Origin of the sequence: Microtetraspora fusca (assembly GCF_001570365.1) — a bacterium.
In the GTDB taxonomy this organism is placed as follows: Bacteria; Actinomycetota; Actinomycetes; order Streptosporangiales; family Streptosporangiaceae; genus Microtetraspora; species Microtetraspora fusca.
Map to the genome: position 1 here is coordinate 1 of NZ_BBYK01000071.1, position 19817 is coordinate 19817.

At 70.2% G+C, this 19817-nt stretch carries 17 protein-coding genes; 7 read left to right on the forward strand and 10 right to left on the reverse strand.

What is annotated here, in order from left to right; genetic code table 11:
• Nucleotides 1-579: 579 nt before the first annotated feature.
• The gene (locus AWQ68_RS33480) at nucleotides 580-1044 is read right to left on the reverse strand and encodes an Lrp/AsnC family transcriptional regulator (RefSeq protein ID WP_066948491.1); all 465 of its coding nucleotides are present in this window, start codon (nucleotides 1042-1044) and stop codon (nucleotides 580-582) included.
• 132 nt (nucleotides 1045-1176) lie between these two features.
• Here AWQ68_RS33480 and AWQ68_RS33485 point away from each other — a divergent pair, with 132 nt between their 5' ends.
• Nucleotides 1177-2061 carry a phenylalanine 4-monooxygenase gene (locus tag AWQ68_RS33485; protein ID WP_066948493.1) on the forward strand — a complete coding sequence of 295 codons (885 nt, stop codon included), beginning with the start codon at nucleotides 1177-1179 and terminating at the stop codon, nucleotides 2059-2061.
• Between the two features lie 286 nt (nucleotides 2062-2347).
• Here AWQ68_RS33485 and AWQ68_RS33490 read toward each other — a convergent pair whose 3' ends face one another.
• The 6 genes from AWQ68_RS33490 to AWQ68_RS33515 form a co-directional block, all read right to left on the reverse strand.
• On the reverse strand, nucleotides 2348-3823 hold the full coding sequence (locus AWQ68_RS33490; protein WP_066948496.1) for a phosphodiester glycosidase family protein: 1476 nt from the start codon (nucleotides 3821-3823) through the stop codon (nucleotides 2348-2350).
• Nucleotides 3824-3979: 156 nt separating this feature from the next.
• Nucleotides 3980-4192, reverse strand: a complete 213-nt coding sequence (locus tag AWQ68_RS33495) for a hypothetical protein (protein ID WP_066948499.1) — start codon at nucleotides 4190-4192, stop codon at nucleotides 3980-3982.
• 98 nt (nucleotides 4193-4290) lie between these two features.
• A complete protein-coding gene (locus AWQ68_RS33500) occupies nucleotides 4291-4638 on the reverse strand; it encodes a cupin domain-containing protein (protein ID WP_066948502.1) in 348 nt (115 codons plus the stop codon).
• The gene (locus tag AWQ68_RS33505; RefSeq protein WP_066948504.1) at nucleotides 4635-5693 is read right to left on the reverse strand and encodes a DmpA family aminopeptidase; all 1059 of its coding nucleotides are present in this window, start codon (nucleotides 5691-5693) and stop codon (nucleotides 4635-4637) included. Before AWQ68_RS33505 ends, AWQ68_RS33500 begins: the two co-directional genes overlap by 4 nt.
• Nucleotides 5690-7300 (reverse strand): PucR family transcriptional regulator, encoded by a 1611-nt coding sequence (locus AWQ68_RS33510; protein ID WP_066948700.1) that lies wholly within the window; start codon nucleotides 7298-7300, stop codon nucleotides 5690-5692. Before AWQ68_RS33510 ends, AWQ68_RS33505 begins: the two co-directional genes overlap by 4 nt.
• A gap of 81 nt (nucleotides 7301-7381) precedes the next feature.
• The gene (locus AWQ68_RS33515) at nucleotides 7382-8179 is read right to left on the reverse strand and encodes a TetR family transcriptional regulator (protein WP_066948507.1); all 798 of its coding nucleotides are present in this window, start codon (nucleotides 8177-8179) and stop codon (nucleotides 7382-7384) included.
• An 86-nt stretch (nucleotides 8180-8265) separates the two neighbouring features.
• Here AWQ68_RS33515 and AWQ68_RS33520 point away from each other — a divergent pair, with 86 nt between their 5' ends.
• The 3 genes from AWQ68_RS33520 to AWQ68_RS33530 all read left to right on the forward strand — a co-directional run bounded on the left by AWQ68_RS33520 (nucleotide 8266) and on the right by AWQ68_RS33530 (nucleotide 12706).
• A complete protein-coding gene (locus AWQ68_RS33520) occupies nucleotides 8266-9753 on the forward strand; it encodes an MFS transporter (RefSeq protein WP_066948510.1) in 1488 nt (495 codons plus the stop codon).
• 165 nt (nucleotides 9754-9918) lie between these two features.
• Nucleotides 9919-11214, forward strand: coding sequence for an aspartate aminotransferase family protein (locus AWQ68_RS33525; protein ID WP_066948513.1), 1296 nt, complete (start codon nucleotides 9919-9921; stop codon nucleotides 11212-11214).
• Nucleotides 11201-12706 (forward strand): CoA-acylating methylmalonate-semialdehyde dehydrogenase, encoded by a 1506-nt coding sequence (locus AWQ68_RS33530; RefSeq protein ID WP_066948516.1) that lies wholly within the window; start codon nucleotides 11201-11203, stop codon nucleotides 12704-12706. Before AWQ68_RS33525 ends, AWQ68_RS33530 begins: the two co-directional genes overlap by 14 nt.
• A gap of 145 nt (nucleotides 12707-12851) precedes the next feature.
• Here the strand turns inward: AWQ68_RS33530 and AWQ68_RS33535 are convergent, their stop codons facing one another.
• Entirely contained in the window at nucleotides 12852-13643 is a 792-nt protein-coding gene (locus AWQ68_RS33535; RefSeq protein ID WP_066948519.1) for an SAM-dependent methyltransferase, read from the reverse strand.
• Between the two features lie 128 nt (nucleotides 13644-13771).
• Between AWQ68_RS33535 and AWQ68_RS33540 the strand changes: the two genes are divergently transcribed.
• On the forward strand, nucleotides 13772-15097 hold the full coding sequence (locus AWQ68_RS33540; protein WP_169809035.1) for an MFS transporter: 1326 nt from the start codon (nucleotides 13772-13774) through the stop codon (nucleotides 15095-15097).
• A gap of 101 nt (nucleotides 15098-15198) precedes the next feature.
• Nucleotides 15199-16503, forward strand: coding sequence for an extracellular solute-binding protein (locus AWQ68_RS33545; RefSeq protein WP_157546094.1), 1305 nt, complete (start codon nucleotides 15199-15201; stop codon nucleotides 16501-16503).
• 36 nt (nucleotides 16504-16539) lie between these two features.
• On the opposite strand, the gene AWQ68_RS33550 is transcribed toward AWQ68_RS33545, so the two are convergent.
• Entirely contained in the window at nucleotides 16540-16752 is a 213-nt protein-coding gene (locus AWQ68_RS33550; protein WP_174554175.1) for a hypothetical protein, read from the reverse strand.
• Between the two features lie 196 nt (nucleotides 16753-16948).
• The gene (gene gabT, locus AWQ68_RS33555; RefSeq protein ID WP_066948526.1) at nucleotides 16949-18304 is read right to left on the reverse strand and encodes a 4-aminobutyrate--2-oxoglutarate transaminase; all 1356 of its coding nucleotides are present in this window, start codon (nucleotides 18302-18304) and stop codon (nucleotides 16949-16951) included.
• Between the two features lie 96 nt (nucleotides 18305-18400).
• Between gabT and AWQ68_RS33560 the strand changes: the two genes are divergently transcribed.
• Nucleotides 18401-19816 (forward strand): PucR family transcriptional regulator, encoded by a 1416-nt coding sequence (locus AWQ68_RS33560; RefSeq protein WP_066948529.1) that lies wholly within the window; start codon nucleotides 18401-18403, stop codon nucleotides 19814-19816.
• Nucleotide 19817 lies beyond the last annotated feature (1 nt).

Below are 19817 nucleotides of genomic sequence, written 5' to 3' on the forward strand. Positions count from 1 at the left end.
CTGGCCCTGAGAGCTGGTTGCTGCTGGCGGCACTGGTGCGTAGTCGGCGGTGCCTCTGCGCGGTATGTGGCTCCTCGGACGGTTGTGGAGTTGGCCCGGGTGCGGCGGGGGAGGTTGGCGCGGAGGCGGGGGTTGTGGAGGCCGGCGTAGGACCGTGCCATGTACCACCGCGCCTGCGACGGCCGCGGGAGCGGCATCACCAGAGCGCAACTATCACGGCCGGCCGGAGCAGCCCCCGCCGCAGCGCCTACGGACCTCAGCCCTGCGTACCGCCTTCGGACCTTAGCCATGCGCACCACGGACGGGCATAGCCCTGCGGAGTGCTCAGAAGGCTCAGCCACGGCAGCTCCTATGGCCGCAGGCATGGCAGCATCTGTGGGGCTGGCTCTGCGCACCGCCTACGGGCTTCAGCCCTGGGGAGCGTCTACGGGCCTTAGCCGTATGAGAGCAGGTTGCGGACTTGGCCCATATGGAGCAAGGACTTCGCTGGTGTGGGCACGACGATTGCCACGGCCGGCCGTGACAGCAGGGTGAGGGGCTGTCCGGCTGGTTCTGTCACAGATGCGGCCTACGAGGGGGTCACGGTGACACGGCGGCGGTGAGCAAGGGGGTGATGCGGTACGGGATCTGGGTGGAGAGGGCGATCGTCGTGTCCGTGCGCTGGACGGCGGGCGAGGCGAGGATGCGGGCGATGATCTCCTGGAGGTGCGGCGTGTTACGGGCGACCACCCGGCAGAGGAGGTCGGCCTGGCCGCTCGTGCCGTACACCTCGAGGATTTCGGGGATCACGTCGAGTGCCTCGACGGCTTCGGAGAGCTTGCCCTGGGCGATCTGGAGCTGCGCGAAGGCGAGGATCGGATAGCCGATCTCCTCGGTCATCACGGTTGGCCCGAAGTCGCCGATCACGCCCCGGGCGGTGAGCTTCTCCAGGCGGGCCTGGACCGTGCCGCGGGCGACGCCGAGGAGGCGGGCGAGCTCGGTCAGACCGATCCTCGGGTTGTCACGCATCGTGATCAAGAGCTTGCTGTCCAGCGTGTCGAGCATGAAGTCGACGTTACGCCGAGACTGTGCGATTCGACCAGTCAAAAGCGGATAACGATGGCGATATTGAACGGTTCGCGTACCTAGACTGGTCGCTCTTGCCAGCGGAAATCCGACTTGCTGTCATAAGGAAGTATGTTCGAGGAAGCCCAATACTTCGCTCCCGTCGCCAAGCGGGAAGACGGCTCGGTCACCGTCGAGTTGGCGTCCAACCACCCCGGATTCGCCGACGAGGTCTACCGCGAGCGGCGCAACGCCATCGCTGCCCTGGCGCTCAACTATCAGCTGGGCGATCCCGTCCCACACGCGGAGTACACCGAGGAAGAGCATCAGGTGTGGGCTCTGGTGTCACGGGAACTGGCGGTCAAACACCAGCGCTACGCGATCAGGGAGTTCCTGGATGCGGGGGAACGGCTGGGGTTGCCGAAGGATCACATCCCCCAGCTTCAGGAGGTCAGTGATCGCCTCTACCCGCTCACCGGGTTCCGCTACATCCCGGCGGCGGGTCTCGTCCCGCTACGGGAGTTCTACGGCGTGCTGGCGGACGGATACTTCCACTCGACCCAGTACATCCGGCACCATTCCGTCCCGTTCTACACTCCGGAACCGGACATCATCCACGAGGTGATAGGTCACGCGAACACGCTGGCCTCGGACCGGTTCGCGGAGCTGTACCGGCTCGCGGGAGGGGCGGCGCGGAGGGTGGAGAGCGAGGGCGCCCTCCAGTTCGTCTCGAAGGTCTTCTGGTTCACGCTGGAGTTCGGCGTGATGCGGGAGGCGTCGGAGCTCAAGGCGTACGGTGCGGGGATTCTCAGCTCGTACGGCGAGATCGAGGAGTTCAGGGGCATGGACATCCGGCCGCTCGATCTCAAGGCCATGGGGACGACCGAGTACGACATCACGAAATATCAGGACGTGTTGTTCGAGGCGATGTCGTTCGACCAGCTCGAAGACGTCGTGGGGTCCTTCTGGGCGACCTGCGACGACGACAGCATCGCGCGCATCGTCGCCGAGGGCTGAGCCACCGGAACAGCAGTCGACGCGCCGGAACGGGCGCTCTGGAGCAGGCGTACTGGAACAAGCGCTCTGGAACAGGCGTACCGGAACGGGCGCACTAGAACAGGCGTACCGGAACGGGCGCACTAGAACAGGCGTACCGGAACAGGCGTACCGGAACAGGCGTACTGGAACAAGCGGACTAGGAACAGCGGCTGAGCCGTCGCGAGAAACGGAAAGCGGCTCCTCGGGCTCCGGCTGGGGCCGGTCCGAGGAGCCGCCGCGTCGTCGTCAGGGGCTCGTACGGGCCTTACTCGGGCACGACGAGCAGGGCGTCGCCGACGCCGCGCTCGACGCCGTCCGACGGGTGGTTGACGACCTTGTTGCCGATGACCATGGCGCTCGAACCGCCGCCGTCCAGGTTGATCGCGTCGCGGGCGCCCAGCCAGCGCATGATCTGCGCCGCCTCGATGAAGGACGCGCCGACGGTCTTGCCCGGGTCCCGGCCGTCGACCACGGCGAGGATCAGCTTCCCGGACGTGGTCACTCCGGCGAGGGTGCGGGGGTGGCGGCGCAGGATCATGTTGACGTTGGCCATGCCGTCCCGGTTCGCGGTGATCGCGGTCTGGCCACCGCGGACCAGGCCGATCGCGCCGGCGATGATGCTGGTGTCCGGGGTGAGCGGGATCGTCCTCTTGGTCCGCAGGTCGGTGACGGTGGTCGCCACCTGGACGGTGGCGCCCTCCTCGGCGTACTCCCACAGCCAGTCGGCGGCGGCGCCGACGCCGTGCAGGACGCGGGTGCCGCGCATGACGGCGGCGCCGGGGGAGCGCACCGCGATGACCTTGCCCGAGGTGTCGAGCACGACTTCGGTGCCGTCGTCCTTGGGGGTCTTGGCACCGAACTCCTCGGTGTACATGACCAGTTCGTCGGGCTTGGCGACCCGGTTCACTCCCGCGACGACGGCCTTGGCGCCGCCGGCGGTCGCGACGACGCTGGAGGAGAGCTCGGTGATGTGAGCCGTACGGCCCTTCAGGACGATGCCGATGCGGCCGGCAACGGCCTCGCTGAGCAGCTTCCCGTTGACGACGGAGAGGCCGGTCGGGTCGCCGCGAAGGTTCTTGAGGGTGTGGATGTCGAAGAACCCGCCGTTGACGGCGATCTTGGCGCCGGCGGCCTTGGCCATCGAGGACACCGTCTCACGCTTGGCGACGCTGACGCCGAGGGAGGACCGGAACGAGCCGCGGAAGGTGCGCGGGTCGATCGTGACCACCCGCATCGACCAGGGGCCGGTGGTCTGGAAGCCGTCGTCGCCGGTGAAGTCGACCTTGGAGCTGATGCCGGCCTTCTTCAGCTCCTTCACGACCTTGGCGGCCTCGTCCTTGTCCTTGAGGGACCAGGAGCCGACGCGGACCGACCAGAAGTCGGCGGCGGGGAAGTCGGCGACGGCGGGCCGGGTGAACTTCACGACGACGGGCGTCATCCCGGCGTCCTGGACGGCGAGCGCCTGGGCCTGCGCGGTCGCTTCGGACATGAAGTCCTTGCCCCCGGCGATGATGCTGACCGTGTAGCCGTCAGTGGAGGTGCCGTGCTTCACGGTGAAGTAGTCGATGCCGGGGCCGAGGGACTTGTGCGCCGACTTGGGGACGCCGGGCTGGCCCAGGGGGAAGGCGGTCGTGGGCAGGCCGGTGACCGGAGCGGCGACGGCGCTGGACGTGGTCAGCCCGACAAGCGTCGGCATCCCGACGGCCAGGGCGGCGGCGCCGGCGATCAGGCGGCGTTTCATTGCGGTCTCTCCCATTCATGATCTGTGAAATGACCATGGTGGCGAGAAACGCAAAGCGACGGGAGTGAAAACCGGTAATTATCGAAAAATGTGGCGAGATTCGCATCGGCCAAATTCCGACAATTGCGACACTTCCCCCTAAAGGGGGACTAAACGCTAAGGGCGCTGGGAGTCTATCTCGCGGGCCCGCTGCATGAACTCCCGCGCCGAGTGTGCCTCGACGTAGACGAACGCGCCGTCCCGGCGGCGGGAGAGTCCCCAGTAGTGCGAGGTGGACTTGCCCCACCAGATCGTCCATCGGGGGAAGCGGGCGGACAGGGCGCGGACCACGGTGTCCGGACTGATCTCAGGTTCGCTGGTCGTCTGCACCCATCGAGAAAACCACATCGCACCGTGCGCACATCCCTACGGAACGTGGCCGGTGCGATAGGTCTTACACCCGGGTGGGAAAACCGCTCCCGCCGGGGTCAGGATCGGGAGTGGTAGACCTTCCGGAGCGTCTCGTGGACCGTCCAGGTCGTCTTGGCCCCCTCGGCGAGCAGGCAGACGTCGCCGGGGCCGACCTCGGTGGTCGCCCCGCCCTCGACCTCGATCGTGGCGCGGCCGGTGAGCACGACGAAGATCTCGTCGGCCTCGACGTCGGTGACCACGCCCGGCGTGATCTCCCACACGCCGCGACCCGGGCTGAGCTGCGCCAGCGCCACGCGCGGGTTCCCGGAGACGATCTGGCCCGGGTCCAGTTCGTACGGCTCCAGCTCCACGTCGGCGACGGGGAAGGCGATGGCCCCGGCGGTGGCCAGGTTGTCAGAAATCATGTGGTCAGTACCTTTGCCAGAGTGGCCCCATCGAGGCCGGTAATGGTCAGATCGTCGGCCCCGGTCATGGTCTCGGCCGCGACCAGGGCGTTGACGATGGCCTCCTCGGTCGCCTCGATGACCGCGTAGAACAGCGGGTCGATGTGCTCGTCAGAGAGCACGGTCACCTGGTAGGTGCGTGGCGTGTTCGAGTCCAGGGCCGCCGAGGGGAGGTTTCTGTTGCCGGTGGAGAAGCACAGGAAGCCGTCGCCGCTGAAGTTCTCGCCGGCGCCACCGGTCCTGGCGACGCCGAGCCCGGCGCGCTGCGCGAGCCGCCTGCACTGGTGGGGGAGGAGCGGCGCGTCGGTCGCCACGATGCCGATGATCGAACCGGCGCCCTCGTGCGCCACCGGCTCGGCGGGCAGTCGCGCGCCGACGTTGACCCCGTTGACCGTCAGACGGTCCCTCCTGCCGTGGTTGGCCTGGACGAGGACGCCGACCGTGTAGCCGTCCACGACCCGTGAGGCCGTACCGATGCCGCCCTTGAAGCCATGGCAGATCATGCCGGTCCCGCCGCCGACCGAGCCTTCGGCGACCGGGCCGTCGCCGGCCTCGCGGTACGCCTGGAGGACGTGCTCACGCCGGACGTGCTGGCCGCTGATGTCGTTGAGCCGGCCGTCCCAGGTCTCGGCCACGACCGGCAGGGACCACGCCTGCCTGCCGCTTTCGATCTCGAGCTCCACCAATGTGTCCCTGACCACACCCACCGATGCCGTGTTGGTCAGGCCGATCGGGGAGGTGAGCATCCCGAACTCCTCGAGGGACGCCGTTCCGGTGATCTCACCGCAGCCGTTGAGCCAGTGGAAGCCGCCGTACAGCGGCTCGTCGAAGGTCGAACCCTCGTGGGGGAGGATGACCGTCACTCCGGTGCGGATCGGGCCCTGACCGGTGACCCGGGGTCCCTCGCCGCTGATCAGTGTTGTGTGGCCGACACGCACTCCGGCGACGTCGGTGATGGCGTTGTGCGGTCCGGGCGTTCCCGTGCCGATGACGATGCCGTGCTCGCGAGCCCTCAACGGGCCTCCCTTCGGAAGGATTCCAAGGCAAGCAGTGCCACGTGAAGTGACAGGCACGATTCAACATCGTCCAGGTCGGTGTCCAGAACGCGTTCGAGGCGGCGCAGCCGGTCGTAGAACGCCGGCCGGGAGAGGTGGGCCTTCTGCGCGGCCACGGCCTTGTTGCGCCCGGCGTCCAGATAGATCCGCAGGATGCGGGTCAGGTCGCCGTTGCGCTGGGCGTCGTGGGCGAGCAGCGTGCCGAGCTCGCGCTCGGCGAAGGTCTGCAACCGGGAGTCGTCGCGCAGCAGGTGGAGCAGGCCGCGCAGCCGCAGGTCGGGCAGCCGGTAGAAGGCCCGCCCGTCGGGCTGGCGCACCGCCACGTCCGCCACCTGCTCGGCTTCGAGGAAGCTGCGCCGTACGTCCCTGATGGACTCGACCACGGAGCCCGCGGCGAGCACGAACGTGCCGGTGTAGGAGGTGCGCAGCCGGTCGGCGAGCGCGTTGAGCGCGGCCTCGGCCGTGAGGCGCGGAGGCAGGGGGAGCAGCAGGCCGACGTGGTTCTGGTCCAGCGTGCCGACCAGGGCGGGCAGCTTGGCGTCGCGGCACGCGGCCGCGCCCGCCTCGGCCAGCTCCCCGAGCTGGGCCTGCTCGCCCAGCGCCGTGTCGGTGGGGCCGGTGAGCCGGAAGACGGCGCTGACCAGCTTCCGCCCGGTGAGCGGCACGCCGACGGCGCGGGCCCGGGCGGCCGCCTCCTCCGGGTCGGCGTACGCGTGGGTCAGGATGCCGGTGATGATCGTGCCGTGGGCCTGGCGCTCCAGGGACTCCTGGTGGCGTTCGAGCAGGCGGCTGAGCGCCAGCGTGGTGGCGGCCCGCTCGGCGAGGACGATGTCGCGGGGGCTGGGCTCGCCGTCGCAGAGCAGGATCAGCCGGCCCCAGTCCTGTCCCCGGGCGCCGACCATGGTGATCAGCCAGCCCGAGGCCGCGTCGTACGCGGTGCGCTCGTCGGGGGAGACCGCGCGGGAGCGGGTCTCCCAGCTCGCCAGCAGCGTCCCCGTATCGCGGCCGGCGGTGTCGCAGGCGAGCACCTGGTGGGCGAGGTTCTCCAGCAGGACCGGGCGGCCGGAGAAACGGGCGACCTGGCCGAGCACCTCGGCCGGAGACGCGCCCTCGACCGACAGCTCGGTGAACACCTCGTGCAACTGCTCGGACGCCCGCAGCTCCTGGAGCTGGATGTCGATGATCCGGGCGTGCACCGACTCGGTGATCTGCACGAACGGCGTCTCGCGGGCCAGCACGATCAGGGGCAGGCCGTGTTCCTCCGCCGACTTCACGACCAGGCGGGGCAGCTCGCGCACGAACTTGCGTCCGAGCTCGACCACGAGGCCGGAGGCGCCGACCGAGGCCAGGTCGGCGATGTAGTCGGCGAGCTTGTCGGGCTCGTCGGGCAGGGCGACGCCGGTGGTGAGCACCAGCTCACCGCCGCGGAGCATGGTGGCGATGTCGCTGATCTCGCCGACGTGGACCCAGCGCACGCGGGTGTCCAGCCGGTCCGCGCCGGCCACCACCCGTGGGTTGCCACGCCGGACGGCGTCGAGCGCGAGCACGTCGGCGACCGTCGGTAGCATGCCCATGAGGCTACCTGATCATTATGTAAGGCCGATGCGGGCCAGCCTGACAGGATGACGTGGCATCGGTCAGCGTCACCGCTACTGGGGGGCGGTCCCGGGCGCGTCCGGAGTGACTCGCTCCCCGCCGACCCGTGCCGTGCCGCCCTCGTCCGGGGTGGCGCCCGGCCGGGGCCGGCGCGCGTCGAGGCCGTCGAGCAGCGCGACCAGGCCGTAGTCGAAGGCGATCTGCCGAGCGGTCAGCGGGTCCAGGCCGCCGGAGGTGTAGTCCTTGTAGCGTTCGAGCAGGTCGGGGTGCCCGGCGGCCAGTCCCTCGATCATCGGGATCATCTCGTTCTGGGCCTCGCGCGCGGAGCCGCCCGAACGGCTGAGCATGCCGCGCCACGTCGCCTCCGGCACGGCGGCGCCCAGGGTGTACGCGATGACGGCTCCAACGGCGAAGTCGATGTCCATGCCCTGGAACCCGGCCTCCTTGCACGCCTTGACCAGCCGGTCCGACATCGCCAGTGCGTTCGGCCCGATGCTCGGCAGCACTCCGATGAGCCCGACGCACCACGGGTGCGCGAGGACCGCCCCGCGCAGGCCCCACGCGACGGCCCCCGCGGTTTCGCGCCAGCTCGCCCCGGCGGGTGTGAGCACCTCGCGGTAGACGTCGTCCAAGGCGAGTTCGAGCAGTTCGTCCTTGTTGGCGACGTGCCAGTAGAGGCTGGTCGCCCCCGCGCCGAGCCGCGCGCCGAGCTTGCGCATGCTCAGCGCGTTGAGACCCTCCTCGTCGAGCAGTTCGAGGGCGGCGCGGACGATCTGGTCGCGGCTGAGCCCTTGCTCGCGCCGCCCCTTGGGTTCCCGGGTCCAGACGGAGGTGAAGGGCTTCGCTGACATCGTCCCAGAATATAAAACTCGCACGGCGTACGAGGTTTGTCGTACAGTGTGCGAGCCCAATCGCACACTGTACGAGAGGAAGATCGATGTCACATCCGCGCCGATGGTGGATCCTCGGCGTTCTCTGCCTGAGCCTGCTCGTCCTCGTGGTGGACAACACCGTGCTCAACCTGGCGATCCCCGCGCTCATGCGGGACCTGGGAGCCAGTCCGTCGGACGTTCAATGGATCATCGATTCGTACGTCCTGGTGTTCGCGGGCCTGCTGCTCACCGCCGGAAGCCTCTCCGACCGGTACGGCCGGCGCCGCATGCTCATCGTCGGCCTGGTCTTCTTCGGCGGGGCCTCTCTGCTGGCGATGCTCGCGGCGCAGCCGTGGCAGCTCATCGGGGCGCGGGCGCTGATGGGCGTCGGAGGCTCGTTCATCATGCCGTCCACGCTGTCGATCCTGATCACCGTCTTCGACGAGTCGGAGCGGCGCAAGGCCATCGCCGCCTGGAGCGCGGTCGCGATGCTCGGCGTGATCGCGGGGCCGACGATCGGCGGGTTCCTGCTCCAGCACTACTACTGGGGCTCGGTCTTCCTGCTCAACGTGCCGATCGCCGTGCTCGCCGTCATCGCCGCCGTGGTCCTGATGCCCGAGTCGCGCGGCTCGACGCGGAAGATCGACCCTGTGGGCGTCGTCCTGTCGGTCGTCGGAATGGCCGCCCTGGTGTGGGTCGTCATCGTCATGCCCACCGACGGCCTGGACCCGCTCTCCCTCGCGGTCGCGGTGATCGCGCTCGCCGGGTTCGTGTTCTGGGAGCGCAGGGCCGAGCACCCCATGCTTCCGCTCGGGCTGTTCCGCGACCGGTCGTTCAGCGGCGCCTGCTTCTCCATCGTGCTGCTCTCCTTCGGCTCGGGCGCGCTGATGCTGGCGCTCACGCAGTACCTCCAGTTCGTCCTCGGCTACGAGCCGATGCGCGCCGGGCTCGCGCTGCTGCCGTACGTCGTGGCCGCGCTCGTGTTCAACGGGCTCGGCGCCGGGCTGGGCAAGAAGGTCAGCAACCGCACGCTGATCGTGGTCGGCCTGTTCGTCATGGCCGCCGGGTTCGGCGTCCTGTCCACGCTCACCGACGGGTACGGCACGCTCATCGCCGGTCTGATCGTCATGGGCGTCGGCGGCGGCCTCGCCGGTCCCGCGGCGTACGCGACGTTGATGGGGGCGGTGCCGGTCGAGCACGCGGGTGTCGGCTCAGCGCTGAACGACACCGTCCAGCAGGTCGGCATGGCGCTGTCGGTGGCCGTGCTCGGCAGCGTGCTGGCCGGGGCCTACACCGCCGCGATGCCGGAGTCGGCGCCCGAGGCGGCGCGGGACTCGATCAGCGGAGCGCTGGCCCTCGGAGACCCCTCGATCGTGGCCACGGCCAAGGAGGCGTTCGTGTCGGCCATGTCCGTCGGCTCCCTCGTCGGGGTCGGGTGCTCGCTGGCCGCCGCGACGGTGGCGCTGCTGGTGCTGCGCCGCTCGGCCGCGGCGGGGACGCCGGCGGCCGAGGCGCCCGTCGCGGGGGCGCCCACGGCGGACACTCCGGCCTGATTCGTCGCTTCACCCGAGGTACGGCCGCCGCGCCCCGGCGGTCGTACCTCTCTTTGTCCGGACATGCGGATGTCCTTGCGGAAGGTTCATCATGTAAGGCAGAACACGAGAACGCCGACATAGTGCCGGTGGGAGCGGAGGGCGCGAGGCGGGATACTCGACACCATGTCGGACCTTCTTGCCCGCCATCGCGCGGTAATGCCCAACTGGCTCTCCCTGAACTACGCAGAGCCCATTGAGATCGTCAGCGGCAAGGGCAACCGTGTCGTCGACGCCTCCGGCAAGAGCTACCTCGACTTCTTCATCGGGATCCTGACCAACATGATCGGGTACGACGTGCCCGAGGTGCGCGAGGCCGTCGAGCGGCAGCTCGCCACCGGTGTGGTCCACACGTCCACGGCGTACCTGCTGCGCGGGCAGATCGAGCTGGCCGAGAAGATCGCCAAGCTCTCCGGCATCGAGGACGCCAAGGTCTTCTTCACCAACTCCGGCACCGAGGCGAACGAGACCGCCCTGCTGCTCGCCACCTACGCGCGCAAGTCGGACCAGGTCCTGGCCATGCGGCAGAGCTACCACGGCCGCTCCTTCGGCGCGATCAGCGTCACCAGCAACCGGTCGTGGAAGAACAACTCGCTGTCGCCGCTCAACGTGCAGTTCCTGCACGGCACCGACCGGCACCTCGCCCAGTTCCGCGGGATGTCGGACGCCGACTACATCGCGGCCTGCGTCGACGACCTGCGGCACGTGCTCGCCACCGGCGTGTCGAACAACGTCGCGGCGCTGATCGCCGAGCCGATCCAGGGGGTCGGCGGCTTCACCATGGCCCCCGACGGCCTGTTCGCGGCGTACAAGGAGGTCCTGGACGAGGAGGGCATCCTCTTCATCTCCGACGAGGTCCAGACCGGCTGGGGCCGGACCGGCTCCGCGTTCTTCGGCATCCAGAACCACGGCGTGACCCCCGACATGATGACCTTCGCCAAGGGGCTCGGCAACGGCTTCGCGGTCGGCGGCGTCGTCGCCCGGCGCGACCTCATGGACGGGCCGCACGCGCTCGGCGTGGCCACCTTCGGCGGCAACCCCATCTCGATGGCGGCGGCCAGGGCCACCCTCGACTACGTGCTCGACAACGACCTGCAGGCCAACGCCGCCAAGACGGGCGAGATCATCATCTCCGGCCTGCGCGAGGCGGCGACCCGGCTGCCGATCGTCAAGGAGGTCCGCGGCAAGGGCCTGATGTTCGCGATCGAGCTCGTGGACCCGGGCACGAAGGCGCCCGCCCCCGCGCTGGCCGCCCGCTTCATGGAGGAGACCCGTAAGCTCGGCCTGCTCGTCGGCAAGGGCGGCCTGCAGGGCAGCGCGCTCCGCATGGCCCCGCCGCTCACCCTGACCGAGGACGAGGCCCGGGAGGGCCTGGACATCATGATCACCGCTCTGGAGACCGTCAACGATGAAGCACGTTAACCACTGGATCAACGGGACCCGCGTCTCCGGCGGGGGCCGCACCTCCGAGATCTTCAACCCGGCCACGGGCGAGGTCAGCGGCGCCGTCGAGCTCGCTGCCGTCGAGGACGTGGACGCCGCCGTCGAGGCGGCGAAGGCGGCGTTCCCCGCCTGGCGTGACGCGTCGCTGGTCAAGCGGGCCCAGATCCTCTTCCGCTTCCGCGAGCTGCTGGACCGGCACCGCGACGACCTGGCCGCGCTGATCAGCGCCGAGCACGGCAAGGTGCACTCCGACGCGCTCGGCGAGGTCGCCCGCGGCATCGAGGTCGTCGAGTTCGCCTGCGGCATCCCGCACCTGCTCAAGGGCGGCTTCTCGGAGAGCGTCTCCACTCGCGTGGACTCGTACTCCATCCGGCAGCCGCTCGGCGTCGTCGCCGGCATCACGCCGTTCAACTTCCCGGCGATGGTGCCGATGTGGATGTTCCCCGTGGCGATCGCGTGCGGGAACACGTTCATCCTCAAGCCGTCGGAGCGCGACCCCTCCGCGTCGCTGCTGATCGCCGAGCTGTGGAAGCAGGCGGGCCTGCCGGACGGCGTGTTCAACGTCGTCCAGGGCGACAAGGTCGCCGTCGACCGCCTGCTTGAGCACCCCTCCGTCGCGGCCGTCTCCTTCGTCGGCTCGACCCCGATCGCCCGGTACGTGTACGAGACGGGGACCGCGCACGGCAAGCGGGTCCAGGCGCTGGGCGGCGCCAAGAACCACATGCTCGTGCTGCCCGACGCGGACCTGGACCTGGTCGCGGACTCCGCCGTGTCGGCGGGCTTCGGCTCGGCCGGCGAGCGGTGCATGGCGATCTCCGTCGTGCTCGCCGTGGACCCGGTCGGCGACGAGCTGGTGAGCAAGATCGTCGAGCGGGTCGGGAAGCTCACCGTCGGCCCCGGCGACCAGCCGACGTCCGAGATGGGCCCGCTGGTCACCGAGGTCCACCGCGACAAGGTGGCCTCCTACATCGACCTCGGTCAGGAGGAGGGCGCCAAGCTCGTGGTCGACGGCCGCGAGACGCCCATCCAGGGCGGGACGACCGCGGCGCAGACCTCCGGCTTCTGGCTCGGCCCCACCGTGCTCGACCACGTACCGGCCAACTCCCGGGTCCACCGCGAGGAGATCTTCGGCCCGATCCTGTCCATCGTGCGGGTCAAGTCGTACGAGGAGGGCCTGGAGCTGATCAACACCGGCGAGTACGGCAACGGCACCGCGATCTTCACCAACGACGGCGGCGCGGCCCGGCGCTTCCAGAACGAGGTGGAGGTCGGCATGGTCGGCATCAACGTGCCGATCCCCGTGCCGATGGCGTTCTACAGCTTCGGCGGCTGGAAGGCGTCGCTGTTCGGCGACACGCACGTCCACGGCACCGAGGGCGTGCACTTCTACACCCGCGGCAAGGTCGTGACGTCGCGCTGGCTCGACCCCTCGCACGGGGGCGTGAACCTCGGCTTCCCGACCAACAAGTAACGGGCATACCGGCCGGACGCGCGCCGGGGACGTGGGAACACGCCCCGGCGCGCGTTTTCGCGCCGGACATGGAACGGCGCCCGCCGCACGCGTACGCGAGCGAGGGGCGCCGTTCCCGTCGGGACTGGACTTCTCGGGCGCGGCTCTACTTGACGCTGCCGACGCCGCAGAGGAAGTAGGACTTCACCTTCTCCAGGGGCGGCGCGAGCACCGGGCTGTCCGGCCGCCACTCGTGCAGGTTGACCACGCCCGGCTCGGCCACGTCCAGGCCGTCGAAGAACGGCTCGATCTCGCTGGACATGCGCGCCACGAACTGCGCGGACGCGCTCCGGTAGATGCCCTCGACCGGAGGGGCGGCCTCGGGGCGTTCGTCCACCGCCACGTGCGACATGACCATGTAGCTGCCCTCGGGCAGCGCGCCCCGGATCCCGCCGATGATGCCGAGGGGGTCGTCGGAGTCCGGGATGAAGTGGAGGATCGCCAGCAGCAGCACGGCGATCGGCTCGTCGAAGTTCAGGTGAGCGCGGACCTCGGGGTGGTCCATGATCTCGCCCGGCTGCCGTAGGTCGCCCTCCACGACGAGCACCTGGGGGCTGTCCTGCAACAGGGCACGGGCGTGGACGAGCACCTGCGGGTCGTTGTCCACGTAGACGGTGCGTGCCTCGGGGTCGATCTCGGCGACGACCTGGTGCACGTTCTGCTGGGTGGGCAGGCCGGCGCCGATGTCGAGGAACTGGCGGACGCCCTGCTCGGCGAGGAACCGCACCGCGCGCTGCAGGAAGGCGCGGTTCTCCCTGATCCCGATCGGGATCTCCGGCACGTAGCGCAGGACCTGGTCGGCCGCCGCGCGGTCGGCGGGGAAGTTGTCCTTGCCGCCCAGGTAATAGTCGTACATCCGTGCCGCATTGGGAGTATTCGGGTCAAACTCGACGCCCATCACGTCCCCTATTCATCGCTGATCCTCGCGCGCCGCGTACCGGGCTGAATTCACTGGAAAAGCTGAGATATCCGGATATCTGAGGAAAAGCTAGCTTATCGAGGTTTTGCGGTGCCATGATCAGTCCCGTGACTTCCCCGCCTCGCGTGCTGGGCGCACAGCTTGCGGACGGCATCTCCAAGGGAAACATGTGGGCGCTGCTGTTCCTCGCGACCGCGGGAACGGCAGTGGTCTCTTTCCTGCCGTCGACCCAGCCGCACATCCTCACCACCATCCTCGGCATGCCCGAGTCGGAGCAGGGCACGATCGTTGGCCTGTTGACCTCGTCCGCCGAACTCGCGATGATCCTCAGCCTCGCCTGGTACGGCGCGCTCGCCGACCGGTTCGGCCGCCGCCTCATCGTGGTCGGCGGTCTGGCATTGTGCGCGATCGGTGCCCTGCTGTTCCCCTTCGCCGGCAACACCACCGTCCTTGTCACTCTGAGGGTGATCTTCGGGCTCGGCGTCGCGGCCATCAACGCCATGCTCTCGACGATCGCCATCGACTACGTGCGTGAACGGTCGCGCGGCAAGTCGTACGGGCTCATCGGTGTCTTCGGCGGGCTCGGCGCATTGATCGCGGTGCTGGTCGTGGCCAAACTGCCGCAGACCATGGAGAAGCGCGGCCTGGATCCGGTGGCGGCGACCCGGGTGTCGTTCCTGCTGATCGCGGTGGGCATCCTGCTCGTGGCCGGCCTCCTCTGGGCGACGCTCTCCCGGGTTCCGGTGGTGGCCACCACCGAGCGCACGCCGCTGACCCGCCTGGTCCGCGAAGGGCTCGTGCTCGGACGCGATCCCGGCGTCGCACTCTCCTACGCCGCCTCGTTCGTCGCGCGCGCCGACCTTGCCATCGTCGTGAGCTTCCTGTCGCTCTGGATCGTCAAGTACGCGACCGCCGAGGGCGGGCTGTCGAGCGCCGAGGCGCTGGCGAAGGCGGGCGCGGTGGTCGGCATCTCGCAGACCGTCGCGCTGGTGTTCGCGCCCCTCTTCGGCTGGCTCGGCGACCGCATGCGCCGCGAGGACCTGCTCATCCTGGCCCAGCTCATCGGCGCGGGCGCCTACCTGTCGACGCTGCTCGTCAGCGATCCCCTCGGCCCGGGCATGATGATCGTCGCCGTGCTCATCGGCATCGGCGAGATCGCCGGCATCACGACCGCGGGGCCCTTGCTGGCACAACAGGTTCCCGCCGCGGTGCGAGGGGCGGCGTTCGGGGTGCACACCCTCTGCGGAGCCCTCGGCGTCATGATCATCTCGGCGCTCGGCGGGGCACTCCACGACGCGTGGCGTCCCGCGGGGCCGTTCGTGGTCGCCGGCGTTTTCGGCCTGCTCGTCGCCGTCTTCGGCCTCGTCGTACGGCACCGCATCAAGGCCAGGGCCGACGAGGGGCCCGCGCGCGAGGCGCTCTCCACGGTCTGAGGGACGGCCTCGGGGAAGGCGGGACGGGACGGCGTCGCGAACGGCGTCGTCCCGCCGCCGCGCCAGTAGGCTCGTGACGTCCGTTTCCTAAGGGGGTCCGAGTGGCGATCCGTCCTGCCCGCCCTTCCCGCCGTGCCCACCCCGCCGTGCCGTGCGCCGCCGCCCTCATCGGACTGCTCGCCGCGGCCTGCGGCGCGACGGAGACGACGACGGCCGAGATGGCCGCGACCACGGCCGCCACCCCGACGGTGACAGCCACGGCGACGCCGCATTCCCAGGGAGCGAAGACCCCGGCGGTCGGGTCCGGGGCCGCGCCGCGGGCGCGCGCGACCGGCCCCTCGCCGAGCCCCGCCTCGGCCACGCCGTCCAAGCCGGAGAAGACCCCCACGCCGGTCGCCTCGACCGGACCTGGGGAGGGCGCGGTCAACGTTCTCGCGCTCCCCGGATACGTCGAATGGGGCGGCACCGACCCCAAGGTCAACTGGGTGACGCCGTTCATGGCGCGGACCGGCTGCAAGGTGAACCTGCGCACCTACGACGCCGCGACGGCCGCCGGGCCGCGGCCGCTCGACCCCGGCTCGTTCGACGTGGTCGTCGCCCCACCCGAGGTGGCGGGCAAGCTGATCGACGAGGGCTCCGTCGCCCCGCTGAACACCTCGTTGATCGCGGCCTACCGCGACATCCCCAAGCGGCTGCGCCGACTGGAAACCCGCAAGGGCGACGCGTACGGCGTGCCGTACCTGTGGGGGGTCAACGAGGTCCTCTACGACTCCTCCAAGGAGGGGCCGAAGACGGCGGCGGCCCTCTACGGCGGCACCGGCAAGGTCATGCTCAAGGACAGCCCGCTGACGATCGCGGACGCCGCCCTCGTGCTGAAGCGGCGCGGAGCCGACATCGAGGACCCCTTCCAGCTCACGCCGTCCCAGTTCGACGACGCGATCGAGTTGCTGTCGCGCGGGAAGTCGGCCGACCGTGTCTACTGGCGCGACCCCATCGAGGTCGTCCAGGGGTTCGCCTCCGGGTCCGTACGGCTCGCCCAGGGCACGCCGTTCCAGCGGGACGTGCTGGCCCAGGGCGACCGGCCGGTGAAGGCGGCGAGCGGGCCGGTGACCGGCTGGGCGGACGCGTGGATGGTCTCCTCGGCGGCCGCCCACCCCTCATGCGCGTACGAGTGGCTCGACTGGGTCAGCTCGGTGACGGTGCAGAAGGACGCGGCCGAGTGGGTGGGGCTGGCCCCGGTCAACAACGAGGCGTGCACCGGCCGTATGCGGCGGATCTGTGCGGACCACGAGTCGTTCGACGACGTCTACTTCGCCTCACGCCCGGCGAAGAACTGCGCGGGCGCGGACGGGGAGTGCGTGCCCTACGGCCAGTGGGTCGAGCGCTGGAAGCGCCTCGTGGACTGACCCCTGACTCACCTTCCCGGGAACGGCAAGCGGGGTTCAGGAGAACGCCCGGCTGCGGCGCTGGAGCGGCACCGCGCCCTCCGGAACGGGCAGCAGCGCCTCGGCGCAGTCGTCGCACGCGTGGACGGGCGCGTCGTCGGGAAGCCGACCCACCAGAACCCGGGGGCGCGGCCACTTCTTGTGGCACACCACGCAGGCGTCACCTTCGAGTTGGGTCGTGGTCAGGCCCGCGGGGTCGAACGTCGGCATGAGCCTTCCGGCCCCTTTCGAATCCCACCCCATCGCGTTCCCCCTTCGCATACCCGAACCGTTATAACGCGGTTACGGCGTGTGATCGATTAGGGAGATGTCAAGCACGGGTTAAATCGCAGGCATGTGGCAGACCGTATAACAACAAAAGGGACACCCGGCGTGAAGCCGGGTGTCCCCGTCTAAACCTTGTTCCCTACGCCACCGCGGCGATGGCCTTCTCCAGAATGGACAGGCCCTCCTCCAGCAGCTCGTCCGAGATGACGAGCGGCGGCAGGAAGCGCAGGACGTTCCCGTACGTGCCGGCGGTCAGCACGAGCAGGCCCTCGACGTGGCACCGGCGCGCGATCTCGGCGGTGGCCGCCGCGTTCGGCTCCTTGCCGCCGGGCAGCACCAGCTCGATCGCGACCATGGCGCCCCGGCCGCGGACGTCGCCGACGATCTCGAAGCGCTCCTTGAAGGCGTTGAGGCGGGAGAGCATGACCTCGCCGATGTGCGCGGCGCGCTCGACGAGCTTCTCCTCCTCGATGGTCTCCAGCACGCCGAGCGCCGCCTCGCAGGCGAGCGGGTTGCCGCCGTACGTGCCGCCGAGGCCGCCGCCGTGGACGGCGTCGAGCAGCTCGGCCCGGCCGGTCACGGCCGCCAGCGGGAGGCCGCCCGCGATGCCCTTGGCCGTGACGATGATGTCCGGGACGATGCCCTCGTACTCGCAGGCGAACAGGTGGCCGGTGCGGGCGAAGCCGGTCTGCACCTCGTCGGCGATGAAGACGATGCCGTTGGCCTTGCAGAACTCGACGATCTTGGGCAGGAAGCCGGGGGCCGGCTCGATGAAGCCGCCCTCACCCTGGATCGGCTCGATGACGACGGCCGCGACGTTCTCCGCGCCGATCTGCTTGTTGATCATGTCGATCGCCTGGGCCGCCGCCTCGTCGGCGCAGTTCTCCGGCCCCGTCGGCCAGCGGAACGGGTAGGCCAGCGGCGCCCGGTACACCTCGGGAGCGAACGGCCCGAACCGGTGCTTGTACGGCATGTTCTTGGCGGTCAGCGTCATCGTGAGCAGCGTCCGGCCGTGGTAGCCGTGGTCGAACACGACGACCGCCTGGCGGCCGGTGGCGTTCCTGGCGACCTTGACGGCGTTCTCGACGGCCTCGGCGCCGCTGTTCACCAGGAACGTGCGCTTCTCGTGGTCGCCGGGGGTGAGCGCGTTGAGCTTCTCGCACACCGCCACGTACGACTCGTACGGCGTGACCATGAAACAGGTGTGGGTGAAGTCGGCGACCTGCTTCTGGACCCGCTCGACGACGCGCGGCGCGGCGTTGCCGACGCTCGTCACGGCGATGCCCGAACCGAAGTCGATCAGGGAGTTGCCGTCCACGTCCACGACCACGCCGCCGCCGGCCTGGGTGATGAAGACGGGCAGAGTCGTGCCGACGCCGGAGGGCACGGCGGACTGCTTGCGCGAGAACAGCTCGCGCGACTTGGGGCCGGGGATCTCGGTGACGAGGCGGCGCTCCTGGGGAAGTCCGGGGCCGCCGTGCGTGGCAGTGCTCATGCCATCGACGGTACGGCCCGCGCCCCGGCCTGCCGATGTGTCGCCGTGGCACAATGGTGATGTTCGTTTGTACCAGGTGGATAAGTCGAGGACGACATGGCGCCGACGCTGCGCAGGGTGACGGCGATGGCCCCGCTCCATCTGGAGGTCCTGGCGGGCGCGGCGGCGCTCGACCGGCAGGTCCGCTGGGTGGCGGTGAGTGAGCTCGAGGATCCCACACCCTTCCTTGAGGGCGGCGAGTTGGTCCTCACCACCGGCATGCGGCTCGACGCCGGCAACGCCCTGCCGTACGTGTCGCGGCTGGTCGCCAGGGGCGTCACCGGGCTCGGCTTCGGCGTCGGCCTGACCCACGAGGATGTGCCCGCCGATCTGATCGAGGCGGCGGCCGAGGCCGGGCTTCCTCTCGTCGAGGTGCCGCGGGACACCCCGTTCATCGCGATCGGCAAGGCGGTCAGCGAGCTGCTCGCGGCCGAGCAGTACGAGGAGATCAGCCGCGCGTTCGCCGCCCAGGGCCGGCTCACCAGGGCCGCGCTCCAGCCGGAGGGCATGAGCGCCGTCATCGAGCGGCTCGCCCGTGAGATCGACGGCTGGGCGCTGCTCCTCGACCCCGCGGGGGCGGTGCGCCACGCCGCGCGCACGGGACAGCCGGCCGCGCGGGCCCGCGCGCTGGAGCCGGAGCTGGCGCGGCTGCGCGCCCCAGGAGCACCCTCCAGCATCGCTCTGTCCGTGCCGGGCGAGCACGTGATCGTGCAGCCGCTCGGCCGCCGCGGCTTCTTCGCGGTGGGCTCCACGCGGCCGTTCACCCCCGTCGGCCACACCATCGTCAACGCGGCCGGATCGCTGCTGACCCTCGGCCTGGAGCAGGGGCGCGAGCAGCGGGCGGCCGAGCGGCGGGTGCACGCCGCCGTGCTGCGGCTGCTGCTCGCGGGGGAGCGCGCGGCGGCGGGCGAGACCCTCGCCGCGATGGACGAGGAACTGCCCGCCGAGCCGTTCGTCGTCCTCGCCTGCGACACCGACGAGCCTCCCGCCCACGGCTTGCCGTACGGCGGGCTGACCGTGGTGCTGGCCGACCAGGAGGAGGCCGAGGGCGTGATCGCGCGGGTGGCCCGGCGGGGACGGGTCGGCGCCAGCGGGCCGGTGGCGTACGCGGAGCTGGCCCTGGGGCTCGACCAGGCGGAACGCGCGCTGGCGTCGGCCGCTCCGATCGCCCGGTTCCCCGAGCTGGCCGGGCAGGGCCTGCTCTCCCTGCTCGACCCGGCCGCCGCCGCGGCGTTCTCCGCCGCGCTGCTCGCGCCGCTGCGCGAGTACGGTTCGCGCGCCGATCTCATCGAGTCGCTCCGCGCGTATCTCGCCTGCAACGGGCACTGGGACGCGGCGGCGCAGCGGCTCGGCGTTCACCGGCACACGCTGCGATATCGGATGAAGCGGGTGAGCGAGTTGCTCGGGCGGGACCTCGACGACCCCGCCGCGCGCGCCGAGCTGTGGATCGCGCTCAGCTACGGATCCGTCTGAC